Raw genomic sequence first — 16,622 nt, 5'->3', positions numbered from 1 at the left:
TCACCGCGCCGCGGGCGGCCGGGCTCCGGGGTCGGTGCCGGTCGTGGTCGGCCGCGCGGGATCCGTGATCCAGGCGGACCACGAGCCCGGGTACAGAGCCGCCTCCACCCCCAGGGAAGCCAGCGCCAGCACCGTCGTCGTCGCCGACACCCCACCGCCGCAGTACGCGCCGACCGCGCGTCCGTCCAGGTGGTCGGCGTACAGGGCCCGCAACTCCGCGGCCCCGCGCAGCCGGCCCCCGGAGAAGTTGTCCGAGCCGGGGACGCTGTACGCGCCCGGAATGTGGCCCGTACCCGTCCGCCGCGGATCCCCGGCGTACGCCTCCGGGGAGCGCGCGTCGACGAGGTGCCCCGCGGTGGCGAGCCGTCCGGCGTCCTCCGCGGTCAGGACGGGGAGCGAACCGGGCCGCACGACGGCCGTGCCCGCGGCCGGCGGCGGCACGGCGGTGTCGAGCGGGCCGCCGAACGCCTGCCAGGCGGCGAGGCCGCCGTCCAGACACCGCGTGTCCGCCACCCCGGCCCAGCGGAGTATCCACCAGGCCCGGGCGGCCACGGCGGGATTGCCCCGGGTGTGGACGACGACCGTGCCGCCGTCGTCCACACCCCAGTCGCGCAGCCGCCCCTGCAGGTCGCCCACCTCCGGGAGCGGTCCTTGACCGGAACTCCCGGTGGGCGTTCCGACCAGGTCCGCCTCGAACTCCACATAGTGCGCACCGGGAATGTGCCCCGTCGCGTAGGAATGCCGAGGATCGACACCGTCCCCGTTCTTTCTTCCCACTTCGAGGACGACGGGCGGCGTGCTGATCGACGTGCTGCCGGACAGCACGGCACCGAGTTCACTCGCCGAAATGATGACGTTCCTGGCGGAGGCCGGGCACATTACTTCTCCTCTTCGCTCGCTTTTTCCATGAAGATACATCGCGAGAGGCTTTGTTCTATATATTTTTTATTACACCCTGACGAAATTGCCCATCAGTGCATCACGACCGTGAAGGAAAACTCCGGATGTCAGCCCTCGTCCCCTCCGGCAGCCCGTACCGGGCAGCACCCGACCGTTACGACCACCTCGCATACCGCCGCGCCGGGACCTCGGGTCTCGACCTGCCCGCCTTCTCCTTCGGGCTGTGGCAGAAGTTCGGCACCGACTACCCCTACGAGACACAGCGCGACATCGTGCTGCGCGCCTTCGACCTGGGGATCACCCACTTCGACAACGCCAACCGCTACGGCCCGCCGCACCGTGCCGCCGAGAAGTTCTTCGGACAGGTGCTGCGCCGGGACCTCGCCCCCCACCGGGACGAACTGATCCTGTCGACCAAGGCCGGCAACCCGATCGGGCCCGGCCCCTACCAGCGGGGCGGCTCCCGCAAGTCACTGCTGACCTCGCTCGACCACAGCCTGCGCGACCTCGGCACCGACCACGTCGACATCTTCTACAGCCACAGCCCCGACGCCGCCACGCCCCTGGAGGAGACGGTCGGTGCGCTGGCGAGCGCGGTCACCTCGGGGAAGGCGCTGTACTCGGGCATCTCCAACTACCCCGCCGAACGGGCCCACGAGGCCGCCGTACTGCTGCGCCGCGCCGGAGTGCCGCTGCTCGTCCACCAGCCGCGCTACTCCCTTTTCGACCGGCGCCCCGAGCGCGACGGGCTGATCGAACTCGCGGCCCGGGACGGCTTCGGTCTCGTCGTCTACAGTCCGCTGGCCCAGGGACTGCTCACCGACAAGTACCTCACCGGCACGGTCCCCGCGAGCGCCCGGGCCCACAACAGCTCCTTCCTGTCACCGGACGTCATCGACGACACCTACCGCAAGCGGGCGACGGCGCTCGACGAACTGGCCCGCGGACGCGGCCAGTCCCTGGCCCAGCTCGCCCTGCAGTGGGTCCTGCGGCTCCCGCAGGTCACCAGCGCACTGATCGGGGCGAGCTCGACCTGGCAACTGGACCACAACGTGAGGGCGCTGGACTTCCCGCCGCTCACCGAGGAGGAACTCGCCCTGATGGACCAGCACGGCGTCCACGGAACCGCCGTGCATGTCTGAACGGCACCACCGTTTGGTCTAGGCCATTCGCTGCTACCGTCGCCCCCAGGAAACCGAGCCCCAGGAACCGGGAAGGGCGTGGCGATGACATGGCACCGAGAGGGGACGCAGTGACGGACGGCGGCGGCGGACGGCGGCGACGGGCGTACATCGGCTCCTTCACGGCGGCGGGAGGCCTGGGCGTGCTCACCGCCGCCGTGGACGGGGACACCGGCGCGCTGACGCTGCTGAGCGCCGTGAACAGCGTCGCCGACCCCTCGTACCTGGCCCTGTCGCCGGACGGGGACATGCTCTACGCGGTGAGCGAGACGACCCGGGGCGCGGTCGCCGCCTACCGGGTGAAGGGCGACGAGCCGTCCCTGGCCGGCCCACTGACGCGGGTGGGCGGCAGCGGACCCACGCATCTGAGCCTCTTCGACGGTCATGTGCTGACCGCCAACTACGGATCGGGCAGCGTCAGCGCCCTGCCCGTGCGCCACGACGGGAGCCTCGGCGCCGTCTCCGGGGTGCTGCAGCACGAGGGCGCGGGACCGCACACCCAGCGCCAGCAGGGCCCGCACGCCCACCACGTCCAGCCCGATCCGAGCCGCCGGTGGGCGGTGAGCGTCGACCTCGGAACCGACTCGGTCCGGGTGTGCGCGCTGCGCGACGGCACGCTCGCGCTGCACCGGGAGATCGCGCTGCGGCCCGGTTCGGGGCCCCGCCATCTGGCGTTCCACCCGGACGGCGAGCGCGCGTACGTCCTCAACGAACTCGCGCCGACCGTCACCGCCTGCCGCTGGGACGCCGTCGAGGGCGCGCTCAGGCCGGTGGGGGAGACCTCCGTGCTGGCCGACCTCCCGGACGGCGACGCCTACCCGTCCGGCATCGTCGTGTCGCCCGACGGCCGCTTCGTGTGGACCGCCACGCGCGGCCAGGACGTCGTCTCCGTGCTCGTGCCCGGCGCACCCGACGAGGGCCTGAAACTGGTCGCCACGGTCCCCTGCGGCGGCGTCTGGCCGCGCGCCCTGACCCTGGACCCGACGGGCCGCTTCCTGTACGTGGCCAACGAGCGGTCGGGGCATGTCGCGTGGTTCTCGGTGGACCCCGACACGGGCATTCCGCAGCGCGGCGGGTCGGTCAAGGCACCCGCGGCGTCCTGCGTGGTGCTCGACTAGGCGTTCTGCCGAGGGGCCGCCGAGGGGTTGCTGAAGGGCGTCCCAGGAGGCTCGGCAACCCCGAAGGGCCCGGCTCCGGTCTCGGAGCGGGCCCTTCGGGGTTGGTGCCTGCGCGCGACTGCCCGGTCGGCGCCTCAGCGGACCGGCGCGCCCTGCGGCTGCGGCGGCGCGATACCGAGCGCCGACGTGTACTTGGCGAGCGCCAGCTTGCCGATCGCCGGGTACGGGCCCAGCGCCTCGGCGGCGGAACAGCCCGCCTCCTTCGCGGCCTCGTCGAGCAGACCCGGGTCGAGCTCGGGGCCGATCAGATACGGGGCGAGCGCGAGCTGCTGGGAACCGGAGTTGCGCAGCTGCTCCGCGGTGGCCGCGATCGAGCCCTCCTCGTCCAGCGCCGCCGCCATCACGGGCACGGCGAGCCGCGCGGCGAGCAGCATGCCGGTGATCCCGGCCGCCTGCACGGCCTCGTCACCGCCCACGGACGCCAGGATGATGCCGTCCGCGGCCGTCGCCACGGTGAACAGCCTGGCCCGGTCGGCGCGCGCCAGGCCCGCCTCGGACAGGCGCACGTGCAGCGCCTCGGCGAGCAGCGGGTGCGGGCCGAGCACATCCGTCAGGTCGGCCGCGACACGGCTGTCCATGACGGCCTGGCGGACGCGGCGCAGCAGCGCGTTGTCCGGACCGGCGAGCAGCGGCACGACCACGGCGACGGGTCCGTCGGGCTCCACCACGTCCACACCGGCCGCGCGGGCCTGCTCGAAGCGCTGCGCACGCTCCTCGGAGGCGTGCGCCAGCACCGACTGGAGGGTGGGGAACTCGTCGTCGTCCCCGTCGAGGTACCCGATCCTGGCGTCGAGGCCGGGCAGCTCGGAGCGCGCGATGCTCACGATCTCCTCGGCGAGGCTGCGGGTGGCGGTGCTGGGCGTGCCCGGCACCGCGAGGACGAGCGCGGGCGCGCCCTCGGGAGCCGCCAGCGGTTCCGGCCGGCGGTGCCGACCGGGCTGGCGGGGTCGCGGCATTCGTACTGGCAGGCCGGACGCGGGCCCAGTGGGGGAGCTCATGGCGCCGAATGTTACTGGTTTCCTGGGCTCCCCTGTTCGGGGAGGGTGCAGGTGAGCGGTATCCGTCCGGTTTTGTCTGATGAGTTACGCGCGGAGCGATCTCCCTGGTTATCTGTGGATCACGGAGAGCGATCTTGCGCACGGATGTCCGAGGCTCCCGCGCCGTCCGAGAGGTCCCGTACGACGAGGAGCATGCTGTCGTCGCGGGGCAGCGTGAGCCGGTCGTCGGCCAGCTCGACGGCGATGCCGACGGCCCCGTCGAGCGGGTCACCCGCGGCCGGCACCTCGCGCGCGTACGGCAGCCGCTCCGCCAGCGCGGCCCGCAGCGGTACGAGGAGGGGGTCGCCCATCCTGAACAGCCCACCGGTGAGTGCGAGGCGCACCTCGCCCGCCCCCGCGGCCCCGCCGGACGGCACGTCCGCCTCGGCGGGGCACACCGCGGCGGCCGAGTCGGCGATGTGCCGGGCCGCGGCGGCCAGGACCCCGAGCGCGGTCGGGTCGCCGCCGTCGGCGCAGGCGGCCACCTCGGGTGCGAAGGCCGCCAGCACGGCCGGCCGGTCCGGGCGCGGATAGAGCCGGCCCGGGACCGCCGGGGCGGAGCCGAACACGGCCTCCACGCGGGCCAGGAGCGGCGCCGAGCCGCCCGGCCGCCCGTCGTAGGCGCGCAGGGCCGCGTCGAGCCCGGCCTGGCCGATCCAGGCCCCGCTGCCGCTGTCGCCGAGCAGATGGCCCCAGCCGTCCGCCCTGCGCCACGTACGCAGGTCCGTGCCGATCGCGATCATCCCCGTACCGGCCGCGACGACCGCGCCCACCCGCTGCCCCAGCGCGCCCGTGTACGCCGCGACGGCGTCGGCGACCAGCGCCAGCCGCCGTACGCCGAGTTCGCGGGCCAGCGCCGACGGCAGCTCGGCGCGCAGCGAGTCACCCAAAGTGGTGAGGCCCGCGGCGCCGACGGTGACGGCCCGGAGCGTGCCGACCCCGGCGTCGGCCGTCAGCTGCCGGGCCATCGGGACCAGTTGCTCCAGCAGATGCCCGGCGTCGATGCCGCGCGGCCCGGTGCGCACCGGTTCCCCGGACGTCAGGGGAGCCGTCACCGGGCCCCCGTCGACGGCCAGGACGACCCGCAGGCCCGATCCGCCGGAGTCCACCCCCAGGACACCGGATCCGCCGCCCGGCCCGCTCCCCGAACCGGTCACGGCAGCCGCCAGTCCACTGGACGCGACAAGCTCCACCCCTTCCCTCGTTGAGGAGGAAGGGTAGCGCTCGGCGGACAGTCTCCGCGGGCGGCCTTCTCATACGCGCCGGGTGCGCACCGGGCATGGGTGAGGCCCTGGTGTGAGCCAGTAGAGTGACGCGCCGTGGCTCCACGACCTTTACACGAACTTGTCGAAGCAGGCTGGGCGAAGGCCCTTGAACCTGTGTCCGAACGCATCGCCGCGATGGGCGACTTCCTCCGGGCCGAGATAGCGGCCGGCCGGACCTATCTACCGGCCGGGGCGAATGTGCTGCGGGCCTTCCAGCAGCCCTTCGACGACGTCCGCGTCCTGATCGTCGGTCAGGACCCCTATCCCACGCCGGGGATGGCCATCGGGCTGAGTTTCGCGGTGGCGCCCGAGGTGCGGTCCCTGCCGGGCAGCCTGGAGAACATCTACCGGGAGCTGCATACGGACCTGGGCCTGCCCAGGCCGTCCAACGGGGACCTCACCCCGTGGACCCGGCAGGGCGTGCTGCTGCTGAACAGGGCACTCACCACCGCCCCGCGCAAGCCGGCCGCGCACCGGGGCAAGGGCTGGGAGGAGGTCACCGAGCAGGCCATCCGGGCGCTCGCGGCCCGGGACAAGCCGCTGGTGTCGATCCTGTGGGGGCGCGACGCCCGCAACGCCCGGCCGCTGCTGGGCGACCTGCCCTCCGTGGAGTCGGCGCACCCGTCGCCCATGTCGGCCGACCGCGGTTTCTTCGGCTCGCGGCCGTTCAGCAGGGCCAACGACCTGTTGACCCGGCAAGGTGCCGAGCCGGTGGACTGGCGGCTGCCGTAGGCCGGGGCGGGCACGACGGCCCGAGGTGACCCGGGGGCCCCGGAACCGACGTGGGGGCGGGTGTCCGGGGCTGTGACCGCAGCCCCGGACACCCGCCCCCACGGTGTGCCGCCTCAGGCGGCCGAGGGCGCTTCCTTCACGGGGGAGGCGCGGTCGAGCTCCCGCTCGGTGCGCCGCAGCACGATCGAATCGGCGATCTCGCCGCTGCGTACCGCCATGTTCGACAGCAGGGACGACGTCAGACCGTGGCTGTGCTCGGTGCCGCCCTGGAGATAGACACCGCAGGTCAGATCCGAAGCGGTGACGAGGCGGTAGTCGCGTTCCACCCGGTGTCTGCCCGCCGCGTCGCGCTGGAAGTGCTTGTCGAAGTCGCCGAGGAGGCGGGCCGGGTCCAGGCCGTCGTAGCCGGTGGCGAACACCAGCGCGTCGACGGCCAGTTCCTCCGTCCGGTCGTCGAGCAGCGAGCGCAGCATCACCCGGGTCCCGCTGCCGGCGCGGTTGACCTCGGCGACCCGGGTGAGGTTGCGGAAGTGCAGCCGCCGGCTGCCGCGTACCTGCTCGTCGTACGAACGCTGGTACAGGGCGCGGATGACATCCGCGTCCACCACCGAGTAGTTGGTGTTGCGGTGGTAGCGCCAGAACGCGTCCCGGGCCCGCTCGGTGCCGAAGTAGTACTCGTCGACGGCGTCGGGGTCGAACACCTGGTTGGCGAAGGGGGTGTCGTCGGCGATCGAGTACCCGTAGGACGGGATGACCGCGGAGATCTGCGCGTGCGGCAGCGAGTCGTAGAGGAACCGGGTGATCTCGGCCGCGCTCTGCCCGGCGCCGACCACCGCCACACTCTTGAGGTCGTCCGGGGCGTGGGCGCCGAACCTGCCCAGGAACTCCGAGCTGTGCCAGACCCGTTCGTCGGTCGCGGTGCCCTCCGGCAGCCGCGGTACCAGGCCCGTCGAGATGGCCACGTTGTGCGTGGTGACCACGCGGGTGGTGCCGTCGCTCCCGCGCACCTCGACCTCCAGGAGGTCGGGTGCCTGGCCCCCGGCCTCGGCGCAGGGCCGGATCGAGGTGACCTCGGTGCCGTAGGTGACCTGGTCGCCGACGCCGGCGGCCGCCCACTCCAGGTACTGGTGGAATTCGTGCCGGGTCGGGAAGAAGTCCTGATTGTTCACGAACTGCACCAGCCGGTTCGAGGCGTGCAGAAACGAGATGAAGCTGAACCGGGACATCGGATTCCTGAAGGTCGCCAGGTCCTTGAGGAATGAGATCTGCATGGTCGTGGACGGCAGCAGCATGTTCCGGTGCCAGCCGAACGTGGGCTGCTGCTCGAAGAAATGGGACGTGACCGGAGGCTGCTGAGCGCTCGCCCCGTGCTCATCCAAGGCGATCGCGAGCGACAGGTTGGACGGGCCGAAGCCGATACCGACCAGGTCGTAGATCTCTTGATTGCGCCTACCCGCTGTGCCCATAGAAGACTCTCCCGCTGCGTCTGGGAAACTGGGCCGGTAGCCCGAGAGACGAATCCGCAGTGTGCTCCAGAAAGTCCGCCAAAGGCAACTCGAAGAAGGCACGAAGGCTGTTCCTGAGATTCTCCGGATGTCCGATACCTGAAATCGTTGTCCCGTTGACGGGACGGCGGTACGGTCGGCGCGGATTTTCTGAAATCTTCGCGTGGCGCGGCCCATGGCTTATCTGTCCGAGTAGTGCGATCAGTCATGCCCTGAGCCATGCCCATGCTCTGAGAGAATTGCCGAAGGGGTGAATCCGGATGTTCGTGCCCAGCTTTTATCGCGAACCGGACAGTTCATGGATGGTGGACCTGATCCGTGGTAATCCATTGGCGCTCGCGGTGGTCAATGGCAGCCCCGAGGACGGTCCGTTCGCCACGCATCTGCCGGTCATCTTCGACCCCAGGACGTCCGGCGACTGGTCCGGAGAGCTGCCGGGGGCCACGCTGCTCGGCCATATGAACCGGGACAATCCGCACTGGGCGGCCCTGGAGACGGGCGGCGTCCTGCTGCTGACGTTCACCGGCCCGCACTCCTATGTGTCGCCCACGGTGTACGAGGTGACCCCGGCCGCCCCGACCTGGAACTTCACCACGGTGCATGTCCGGGGCAGGGTGGAGAAGATCGACTCGGTGGAGGAGACTCTGGACGTGGTGCAGTCCACCGTGCGCGCCTTCGAGGGGGCGTTCGGCAACGGCTGGGACATGACCGGGTCGCTCGACTACTTCCGCAAGATCGTGCCCGGCGTGGGCGCCTTCAGGTTCACGGTGACCGGGGCGGAAGGCATGTTCAAACTGAGCCAGGAGCAACCGGGCGAGGTGCGCGAGCGTGTCCGGGAGTCGTTCGGGCGGAGCGCCTGTACCCACAAGCGCGAGACGGCCGGGCTGATGAGCCGCCTGCCGTGACGTGGCGGAGGCTCCGGTGCCGCGGACCCGGGCGCCGGCGGCGCTGCCCGGGGCCGCCCGGCGTTCTCCCCGGGCCCGGCCGGATCACCGGGGCGCCCTCCAGGGGCCCGCGGTCACGCCAGGTGGTGTGACCGCCACCCACGTTCCGGATCCCCGAAGTCGATGCCCGGCCACCCCGTGGCCCGTGCCTCCTCCAAGGACGGCTGTCGGCACCTTCGGGCACCGGCGCCTGTCCCGTCGACGGGACGCGCATGCCTGCCGGGGCAACCACGGGCGAACGCATCTCCTCGCACGCTCCACGACCGTGGGGTGTTCGACTCGCCCCCGTCCACCGGCGGGCGGCCGGACGGGGCTCCCCCGAGGGATCGGGCCGACAGCGGGCGAAAGAGTGACGGACACGCACTCTCCGAGGGGCCCTTCGAATAGGAAAAGACCGATTTCGGGCCAAAAGTGCGACTCCATGGAGTGGAGTGCATTTTTTTAGGACTCTGCAAAGTAGTGTTCGATGGCGCCAGGGTCCTTGAACCGGTCGCGGGGTCGGGGATCTACTCGGATAGAGCCAGGAGGGTGCACGCTGTAACTGCGTCCCCCTGGCGACACGGGGTCTTTAATCGGCCAGAAACCATGGCCGGGTGAACGGGGGTGAGTCGGATTAGTTTATCCGGAGAGCTTTTCGGGCTGAATGGTTTCCGCGGTTGCCGATGTGGCCGTCGAATTCCCTGCTTATGGGAGCCATTTTTGGAGGTACGGTGAAAAATCGGCCCGAAGAGCTTGAGAGTCAAAAGGTCGTCCTGTTCGGCAAGGTCTCTGAAGGAGGACTTCGGCAACGAAGAGCCGGGAGCCACGAGGTACACCGCACCCAGGTGCTCACGACGGGGGTGGGACTCCAGATACCGGCGGGACTCACCTTCGACGACTGGGAACGCGCCGGCCGTCAGCTCTCCGGAATTCTCAACTCGTCCTCGTGGTGGCTCGGTGACTGGCTGGCGTACGGCAAGGACCATTACGCCGACCGCTACCAGCGTGGAATCCGCGCCGCGGGTCTGCAATACCAGACCCTGCGGAACTACGCCTGGGTGTCACGGCGCTTCGAGTTCCACCGGCGCCGCGCCGCTCTCAGTTTCCAGCACCACGCGGAACTGGCGTCCATGCCCGTCGACGAGCAGGATCTGTGGCTCGACAGGGCGGAGCGGATGAAATGGACCACCAAGCAGCTCCGGAACGCGATCCGCGCCGAGCGTGAGGGCGACTCGCTCCGCAAGGAGGAGACCGGCGCCACCCGGCGCCTGGCGGTACCGGACAGCCGGCTGCAGTGGTGGCACAGAGCCGCCGCGCAGCTCGGCAGCGACCTGGACCAATGGGTGCTGTCCACTCTGGATGACGCAGCCGAGCGTGTCCTGAAGGATGTCGCCGCGCGGACCGCGCTCACGGACTGACCGGACCGGTCACGGCGGAGGCGGTCGAGCGGGACCGCCTCCGCCGTACGCCGTGAGGCCGGCCCGAGCCTCCGGAGCCGCCGGCCCGTGATCCCCTGATGCCAGGGACGCCACGCCGGGACGCGGCCCCGGTGGACCCAGCCCCGGGAGACGCAGCCCTAGGAGTGGAGTCTCATCCCGTCGGGCGGGCCGTCCGGGCTCGCGGGCGAACGGCACACCACGATGTCGCCGGTGACGGTACGGGCGCTCACGTGCACATGCTCCTCCAGTAAGGGTCGACTCTCCAGCAGTGAAAGGGACTTGTACGCCTTGCCGGATCCGCAGTCCAGATCCAGTTGGGCCGTCGTTCCGTCGGCGATGCCGATGTCGATCTGCCCGGACGTGGTGTCGGCGGAGACCGACCCCCGTACGACCTCCTCCAGCAGGATGTCCCCCTGGCTCGTCAGGGCCTCGACGCCGGCACGCGCCGAACCGATGCGTATGCAGCCCGCATCCGTGCGGGCGCGGACGATTCCGGCGACATCGCCCACCTCGATGTCGCCCTCGCCGGTCGTCCGGATGGTCGCACTGCCGTCGATCCGGTCGATGCGCACCTCTCCGCTGTTCGCCGTCGCCTCGGCATCCCCGCCCACGTGGTTCACCGTGATCTCGCCGAAGGCGGCGTCCAGGCGGACGGTTCCCGTGCGGTCGAGCCGGATGTGTCCGAGTCCGGTAGTGAAGCGACACCTGCCCAAGGTTCCACTGCACCGGAAATCCGTGGCGACCGCCTCGCCGTGGATGTTCGACCCGGTGGGCAGTTCGATCACGAGGGTCACCGCTCCCACCACGCCGGCGGAACAGCCCGGTTCCGGCACGCTCACGAGCAGCCTGCCGCTCGTGTAGTCGACGCGCGCGTGCTCCGCCGTACGGACGTCGACCGGGTCGCCGGGGTCCTGGGGGCGCATGCCGACCCTGGTGTTCCTCCGGTCCGTCGCGAGGATCTGGGCCTGGCCGAACGCCAGCTCAAGAACCACCTGGATCGGCCCGGGGGTGTCGAATGTCAGCATGACGTGGCTCCTCCGGGAGCTCGGCGGCGGTCGTGGCCGGGCGAGGGCGGAAGCCTCTTCGGCGCTGTGCGGTCACATCCCGCTGAAGGGTCCCCGAGGACGGTCCGGGGACGAATGGATGGCTGGCCGTGAACAGGAACCGTCCCCCAAATCTCGAACCGTGCCGCGGCCGCCCGTGGGCCGCCGCGCGTCGCCTTCACCGGTGCGCCGGGGGCGCCCCGCCCGGTCGTGCAACGGAACTTTGCGGAACCTCACCACACCCGGCACCCGGCTACCAACCGGCGCGCCGCTCTGGAACGCGTGATGACGTGCATATGCCTGTCGTACATCTCGTCGCCGGGCGGGCGGAGTGGGGCCCGTGCCGTACGGCCGGCTGTGACGCCTTGTGGCGTCATCGTAGCGAAATGACTATTTCACGAGGAGTGGATATTCAGACACTCTGGGTGAGTGTGAGGGGTGACGCTCAGCTCGGTCTCTGTGGTTACTCCTGGGTATTCGGTTCGCGTGCGTATGCGGTCCGGGCGCGGTCCGAGCGGTTGGCCCGTTGTTGATCCGGACCCGTGTGCGCCACTTTGGCGCCATGTCGACATCTGGTGTCCGGGACGGCTTTCCCCACGTCCGCGGTGTCGTGCGCCGCGCATCGCCCCGCCCTCGACCGCTCGGCGGGCGGCGCGGGTCCCGGTGGCGTGATCCGGACGCCCGAGGACCGTGAGGCGGCGTGCGGGACCGGGTCGACCGGCGGGGCGCCGCAAAGGTGTTCAGGGCCCGGAGACGGCTGATCGCGGCACCGGAGGAGGGGCCGCGTCGTGGGTTCGCCGGGCGGGTGCCGGGGTCGGGCGTGCGCCGGCGGCGGGCGCTCCGCGCTGCCCTGGGCCGTCGGGCCGCGGCGCCAAGAGCGTTCCGGTGAGGGCTGCTTGGGCCGTCACCGGCACGTGAGGACGGCCGTCACCCGGCCCCGGGAACGCCGAACCGGGAATCGGCCCACGCCCGAGCCGACCCGCGCCGGAGCAGGTCCATGCCCGAGCAGATCCACGCCCGAGTCGGCCCACGCCCGAGTCGGCCCACGCCCGGTCCGGGTCACGTCCCGGGCGTCCGGCCGTCCCGCCCCGGCGGCAGGAGGGGGAGGGGAACGCGCTGTGTCAGCCGCGCAGTTCGAGCATGCAGCACTTCACGCTGCCACCCGCCTTGAGCAGCTCGCCGAGCTCCGTCCCGATGGGCTCGTACCCCTGCTCGCGCAGGCGCGCGGCGAGCCCGGTGGCCCGCCGGGGGAGTATGACGTTCCGCCCGTCCGACACGGCGTTGAGGCCGAAGACCTCGGCGTCCGCCACGTCGGCGCGGATCGCGTCGGGGAAGCGCTCGGCGAGGAGCTTCTGACTGGCCGTCGAGAATGCCCCGGGGTAGTACATGACGTGTCCGTCGCCGAGCACCGACAGGGCCGTGTCCAGGTGGTAGAAGCGCGGGTCGACCAGCATGAGGGACACCACGGGGCGGCCGAAGAACTCCTGTGCCTCGCCGTGCGACCGGCTGTCGCTGCGGAAGCCGGTGCCGGCGAGGATCACGTCGCCGGCGAGGAGGAAGTCTCCCTCGCCCTCGTTGACGTACTGCGCCATCTTCACCTCGGGCCAGCCGCGTTCACGGAACCAGTCCAGGTAAGCGGCGGACTCGTCGGCCCGCTGCTCGTGCCGGAAGCGGGCGACCAGGACCTTGCCGTCCACGACGGTGGCGCCGTTCGCGGCGAAGACCATGTCCGGCAGGCCGGCCACGGGCTCGATCAGCTGCACGTCGTGACCGAGGGCGGCGAACGAGTCGTGCAGGTGCTTCCACTGGTCGAGGGCCACGTCGGCCGAGCTGGGTCTGCTCGGTTCCATCCACGGGTTGATGGAATACGTGACGTCGAAGTAATTCGGGCGGCACATGAGATAGCGCCTGGGCGACGCCTGCCGGTCGCCCGACCGGCGTGCTTCCACGGAACTTTCTGACACGTTTACCCCTTTGGTTCGCCAGATCGTGTCTGGAACGGAGATGCGGCACCGGATGCGGATGAAGCGCGGGTCGCGCGCCACGGGAATCGCCGCCGAAGGGCGGACCTTCACACCGGTGAGCGGAAACGCCGGGACGGGAGTCATGTCCTGTCGGCGGGACGTCGGCCGACGAGGACGGGATCGGCGCACCGGAGATCTCCCGGCCCGACCACTCTCCCTCGGTGCACCGGAAAGACGATAGCCGGAACAACCAAGGGGCCGTACGGTTCGCGGCATTGCGTTCCGAAGAAAGCACCGGGCGCCCGCTCCCGGCCGTGGACGCGCATTCTGCGCCGTGGTGCCGGGCGGTGAATTCCGGGCCGGTGGAGCCTCGTTGTTTCAGGTGGAGGAATGCGCGGAAAGGCTTCCTCAGGGGTGCTCTCGGCCGTCGTCCCTCGTCTCAGGGGCGGTGCCCTGCCGGCGTCCTCGCTGACGTCCTTCGGACGGGACGAGGTGGGTGAGGCGTTCGTACACGCAGGCCGCCGAGGTCAGGACCATGTGGTGGTACCAGCCGGGAAGTGAACGGCCCTCGAAGTCGAGCAGCCCGAAGTCCCGTTCCAGGTGCTCGATCGAGGACGCCGTCCCCGCGGCCAGGTCGGCCAGCGAAGCAACGTTGTCAAGCTGGGGGTGGGTGAGATTGGTGACCCACATCTGGCGCGGACGGGTGCCCGAGGGCACCTCGGCGAAGAGCCGGTACGGGGGTCCGACCTGCCCGCGCTGGGGTCCGGTGAGGTGGACCAGGGCCGTGTGCATCCGGGTGCCGCGTCTGCTCCCGTCGGGTGCGGTGACGACGACCCCTTCGGGCGGGCCGAGCGCGGGGCCCGCCTTGGTGAACAGCCGGGCGGTGGTGGTCGGTTCGGGTTCGCCGGCCGGGAGGACCGTCAGGTTCTGCGGCACCGCCATGACGAAGTCACGTCCCCGGCGGCCGAGTTCATGGATGAGCAGGGGAGTGTCGGGGACGCTGCTCAGGTCGGCGACGACCGTGTGGGACATACCGGCCGTGCGGGCGCCGAGCGTGTCGACCAGATGGAGCACCTGCATCCAGACGGGGCGGTACGGAACGCTGTCGGGGATGCGTGTGCGGCGGCGCAGCTCTTCGTCCTCGGCCCACGGGGCCGGCAGATGCAGGCGCCAGTCGACGGGGACCTGCACGGCACCGAAGCACATGAGCGCCCCGAGTCCCAGCTGTCCGTTGAGGGTGCGTCCCGAAGGGGGATCGAAGTAGCGGTGCACCCCGACCGAGTTCTCGCCGCGCTTGGGGAGGACCGCCCGGCCGATCGCGCAGACGGGGTCGGGGCCGTACCGATGGGCCCAGTGCGTGAGCGCGCTCAGTACCGGATCCCACTCCCAGGGGCTGAGGCTGACCAGTTGCCGCAGCGATTGGATGGCCGTGGCGGAGGTGGAGACGGTCTGGGCGAGGCGGCGGACGGATTTCTTGCCGGGCGTGGCGAGCAGCGCCTCGACGTAGGTGTGCGCCCACCGGCGTTGGTCGGCGCGTCTGAGACTGCTGAAGATCGTCTCGGTGAAGCAGGTGAGGGAGGTCTCCAACTCCCTGGTCGACTCGCTGAAAACTGTGTCCGAAGATCGGGTTTGGGGCGTGGTCATGGCGCAATAACTCCCCCGAGGTTACTGTGCGTTGCGGTCGCCGAGTCTAGGTTGGCTTCGCTTGTGGCGCCACCAAGTTACCTCTGTGGCTGAAAGTGGTGCCTAGCATGGCGCAACATGGCTCCTTGTGTTGCGCCGCGCACTCCTCGTGTTCGGGGAGCCGTCTTCCCGACCGCGGGCCGGACAGCAGAAGGCGGGCCGCCTCGCGGGAGGCGCGAGGCGGCCCGCCTTCTCGCCGCGCGGGGGACACGGCGGTCCGAGGGGGAGAGGTCAGGCGCTGTCCGCGGCCATCGCCTCACGCAGGCTCCTGGGCCGCAGATCCGTCCAGTTGGCCTCCACGAAGTCGAGGCACTCCTGGTGCCCCGCCTCTCCGAAGACGATCCGCCAGCCGGCGGGTACCTCGACGAAGGACGGCCACAGGGAGTGCTGTTCCTCCTCATTCACCAGGACGTAGAACCTGCCGTCTGCGTCGTCGAACGGGTTGCTGCTCACGGTCGCCTCCGATTCAAGTCGGTTGTGATGTGCTTCTCCGAGGGGGCACCCATGGCTTCGAGCCGACCGGTGTCCCGTCGGACAGGACGGCGGGCCGGACGCCGAGCGGCTGGCCGCCGGCGCCCGGACGGATGTCCGTAGAAGTCGTTCTCCCATGATGCATCGTCATTCCGGAGAGCAAACAGTGCTGTTGCCCAGCAGCCGTTCTATACGTCCGGGAAGACTTGCCGAAGGAACTCCTAGCATATGTCCGATGTCCTGGCGACGGGACATGTCATCGGTTCCCTTAAGTGCACTTCGAGGCCTCTGTTTTCCCTTGTCGTGCCGCATCGGTGCTCCTACGATCAGCAGCGGACGACGAGCGGCATTCGAACGCTCCGGTGCGGAGCGAGGCAAGGTCGTCGTGAAATTCCTGGCTCATTGAGCATTTCCACAAAGAGGTGAGTTGAGACGTCATGACCGCACACGAGCGCACCCGTCCGCAGAAAGAGAGTTCCGGCCTGGTGGTCGAGAGCGCTTTTCTCTGGCGGGCGCGGCGGGCCGACTGCCGCCATCGACTGATCTGCTTTCCGTACGCGGGTGGCGGCGCCGGCGCGTTCACCGGCTGGGCGAATGCGTTCCCCGACGGGATCGAGCTGACCGCCGTACAGTTGCCGGGCCGGCAGAACCGCCTGCTGGAGGACCCTGCGGCCGACGTGGACACCCTGGTCCGCGAGGTGACGCTCGCCCTGCGGCCGCTGCTCGACCGGCCGTTCTCCTTCTTCGGGCACTCCTGCGGCGCCCTGCTGGCCCACGAGGTGGCACGATCGCTGCGGGCCAAGGGCGAGCCGGGACCGGCCCACCTCTTCGTGTCGGGTGAATCCTCGCCCGCGGCGGCTCTGGACCGGCCCAGGCTGAGCGAGCTGTCGGACGGGGAATTCCGCTCGAAGGTGCTGAGCCTGGGCGGATTCGACGAAGAGGTCGTCGAGGACGAGGACGCCCTGGAGGTCCTGCTGCCGCCGGTGATGGCGGACTTCCGGCTGTGGGAACGGCACAGGACCGCGCCCGGTACCAGGCTCGACTGCCCGCTCACGGTGCTGGCCGGGGAATCGGACGAACGGGCGCCGCTGGAAACACTCGGTCAATGGCAGGATCAGACGACCGGGAAGTTCGAGCAGCGGATCTATCCCGGCGGCCACTTCTATCTTTTCGACGGCGATGGCGGCGCGAATGCCGAACTCGTCGCATTCATCAGCGATGAGCTGATGGCCGGACACGACCAGAACGTGGCCTAAGAAAAAGCCCGTTCAATTTCTGATGTGCACAGGAAAACGAGACCG

General features: G+C 70.5%; 14 protein-coding genes. 6 read left to right on the top strand and 8 right to left on the bottom strand.

Annotated features, from left to right (window positions below; all coding sequences use genetic code 11):
• Positions 1-879 carry a sulfurtransferase gene (locus J8N05_RS36940; protein ID WP_210890968.1) on the bottom strand — a complete coding sequence of 293 codons (879 nt, stop codon included), beginning with the start codon at positions 877-879 and terminating at the stop codon, positions 1-3.
• Between the two features lie 125 nt (positions 880-1,004).
• Between J8N05_RS36940 and J8N05_RS36935 the strand changes: the two genes are divergently transcribed.
• Together J8N05_RS36935 and J8N05_RS36930 are read left to right on the top strand one after the other, a co-directional pair.
• Positions 1,005-2,042: an aldo/keto reductase gene (locus J8N05_RS36935; RefSeq protein ID WP_210890966.1), complete on the top strand. Its 1,038-nt coding sequence runs from the start codon at positions 1,005-1,007 to the stop codon at positions 2,040-2,042.
• An 89-nt stretch (positions 2,043-2,131) separates the two neighbouring features.
• A complete protein-coding gene (locus J8N05_RS36930; RefSeq protein ID WP_247706840.1) occupies positions 2,132-3,199 on the top strand; it encodes a lactonase family protein in 1,068 nt (355 codons plus the stop codon).
• Between the two features lie 134 nt (positions 3,200-3,333).
• Here J8N05_RS36930 and J8N05_RS36925 read toward each other — a convergent pair whose 3' ends face one another.
• Positions 3,334-4,257 (bottom strand): sirohydrochlorin chelatase, encoded by a 924-nt coding sequence (locus tag J8N05_RS36925; protein WP_210890964.1) that lies wholly within the window; start codon positions 4,255-4,257, stop codon positions 3,334-3,336.
• A 119-nt stretch (positions 4,258-4,376) separates the two neighbouring features.
• Positions 4,377-5,453: an N-acetylglucosamine kinase gene (locus J8N05_RS36920; RefSeq protein WP_247706995.1), complete on the bottom strand. Its 1,077-nt coding sequence runs from the start codon at positions 5,451-5,453 to the stop codon at positions 4,377-4,379.
• A 162-nt stretch (positions 5,454-5,615) separates the two neighbouring features.
• On the opposite strand from J8N05_RS36920, the gene J8N05_RS36915 reads away from it, so the two are divergent.
• Positions 5,616-6,293 (top strand): uracil-DNA glycosylase, encoded by a 678-nt coding sequence (locus J8N05_RS36915; RefSeq protein ID WP_210890962.1) that lies wholly within the window; start codon positions 5,616-5,618, stop codon positions 6,291-6,293.
• 113 nt (positions 6,294-6,406) lie between these two features.
• On the opposite strand, the gene J8N05_RS36910 is transcribed toward J8N05_RS36915, so the two are convergent.
• A complete protein-coding gene (locus tag J8N05_RS36910) occupies positions 6,407-7,759 on the bottom strand; it encodes a lysine N(6)-hydroxylase/L-ornithine N(5)-oxygenase family protein (RefSeq protein ID WP_210890960.1) in 1,353 nt (450 codons plus the stop codon).
• Positions 7,760-8,058: 299 nt separating this feature from the next.
• Here J8N05_RS36910 and J8N05_RS36905 point away from each other — a divergent pair, with 299 nt between their 5' ends.
• Positions 8,059-8,703, top strand: coding sequence for an FMN-binding negative transcriptional regulator (locus tag J8N05_RS36905; protein WP_210890958.1), 645 nt, complete (start codon positions 8,059-8,061; stop codon positions 8,701-8,703).
• A gap of 878 nt (positions 8,704-9,581) precedes the next feature.
• Complete coding sequence (locus tag J8N05_RS36900; RefSeq protein ID WP_247706838.1) at positions 9,582-10,139, top strand: LmbU family transcriptional regulator; 558 nt, start codon at positions 9,582-9,584, stop codon at positions 10,137-10,139.
• Between the two features lie 158 nt (positions 10,140-10,297).
• Here the strand turns inward: J8N05_RS36900 and J8N05_RS36895 are convergent, their stop codons facing one another.
• The 4 genes from J8N05_RS36895 to J8N05_RS36880 all read right to left on the bottom strand — a co-directional run bounded on the left by J8N05_RS36895 (position 10,298) and on the right by J8N05_RS36880 (position 15,303).
• A complete protein-coding gene (locus tag J8N05_RS36895; RefSeq protein ID WP_210890954.1) occupies positions 10,298-11,185 on the bottom strand; it encodes a DUF4097 family beta strand repeat-containing protein in 888 nt (295 codons plus the stop codon).
• A gap of 1,139 nt (positions 11,186-12,324) precedes the next feature.
• A complete protein-coding gene (ddaH, locus tag J8N05_RS36890) occupies positions 12,325-13,152 on the bottom strand; it encodes a dimethylargininase (protein ID WP_407700017.1) in 828 nt (275 codons plus the stop codon).
• Positions 13,153-13,575: 423 nt separating this feature from the next.
• A complete protein-coding gene (locus J8N05_RS36885) occupies positions 13,576-14,811 on the bottom strand; it encodes an IS701 family transposase (RefSeq protein ID WP_210890951.1) in 1,236 nt (411 codons plus the stop codon).
• A 270-nt stretch (positions 14,812-15,081) separates the two neighbouring features.
• A complete protein-coding gene (locus J8N05_RS36880) occupies positions 15,082-15,303 on the bottom strand; it encodes an MbtH family protein (RefSeq protein ID WP_210890949.1) in 222 nt (73 codons plus the stop codon).
• 455 nt (positions 15,304-15,758) lie between these two features.
• On the opposite strand from J8N05_RS36880, the gene J8N05_RS36875 reads away from it, so the two are divergent.
• Positions 15,759-16,577 carry a thioesterase II family protein gene (locus tag J8N05_RS36875; protein WP_210890947.1) on the top strand — a complete coding sequence of 273 codons (819 nt, stop codon included), beginning with the start codon at positions 15,759-15,761 and terminating at the stop codon, positions 16,575-16,577.
• Positions 16,578-16,622 lie beyond the last annotated feature (45 nt).

The organism is Streptomyces liliiviolaceus (assembly GCF_018070025.1).
Taxonomy (GTDB): Bacteria; Actinomycetota; Actinomycetes; order Streptomycetales; family Streptomycetaceae; genus Streptomyces; species Streptomyces liliiviolaceus.
Note: the sequence above shows the minus strand (reverse complement) of the source record. Positions and strands in the feature narration are given on the sequence as shown.

Coding starts and splice junctions, on each gene's coding strand:
- J8N05_RS36940 (WP_210890968.1), bottom strand. CDS start 879: ATGTGCCCGGCCTCCGCCAGGAACGTCATCATTTCGGCGAGTGAACTC.
- J8N05_RS36935 (WP_210890966.1), top strand. CDS start 1,005: ATGTCAGCCCTCGTCCCCTCCGGCAGCCCGTACCGGGCAGCACCCGAC.
- J8N05_RS36930 (WP_247706840.1), top strand. CDS start 2,132: ATGGCACCGAGAGGGGACGCAGTGACGGACGGCGGCGGCGGACGGCGG.
- J8N05_RS36925 (WP_210890964.1), bottom strand. CDS start 4,257: ATGAGCTCCCCCACTGGGCCCGCGTCCGGCCTGCCAGTACGAATGCCG.
- J8N05_RS36910 (WP_210890960.1), bottom strand. CDS start 7,759: ATGGGCACAGCGGGTAGGCGCAATCAAGAGATCTACGACCTGGTCGGT.
- J8N05_RS36905 (WP_210890958.1), top strand. CDS start 8,059: ATGTTCGTGCCCAGCTTTTATCGCGAACCGGACAGTTCATGGATGGTG.
- J8N05_RS36895 (WP_210890954.1), bottom strand. CDS start 11,185: ATGCTGACATTCGACACCCCCGGGCCGATCCAGGTGGTTCTTGAGCTG.
- J8N05_RS36885 (WP_210890951.1), bottom strand. CDS start 14,811: ATGACCACGCCCCAAACCCGATCTTCGGACACAGTTTTCAGCGAGTCG.
- J8N05_RS36875 (WP_210890947.1), top strand. CDS start 15,759: ATGACCGCACACGAGCGCACCCGTCCGCAGAAAGAGAGTTCCGGCCTG.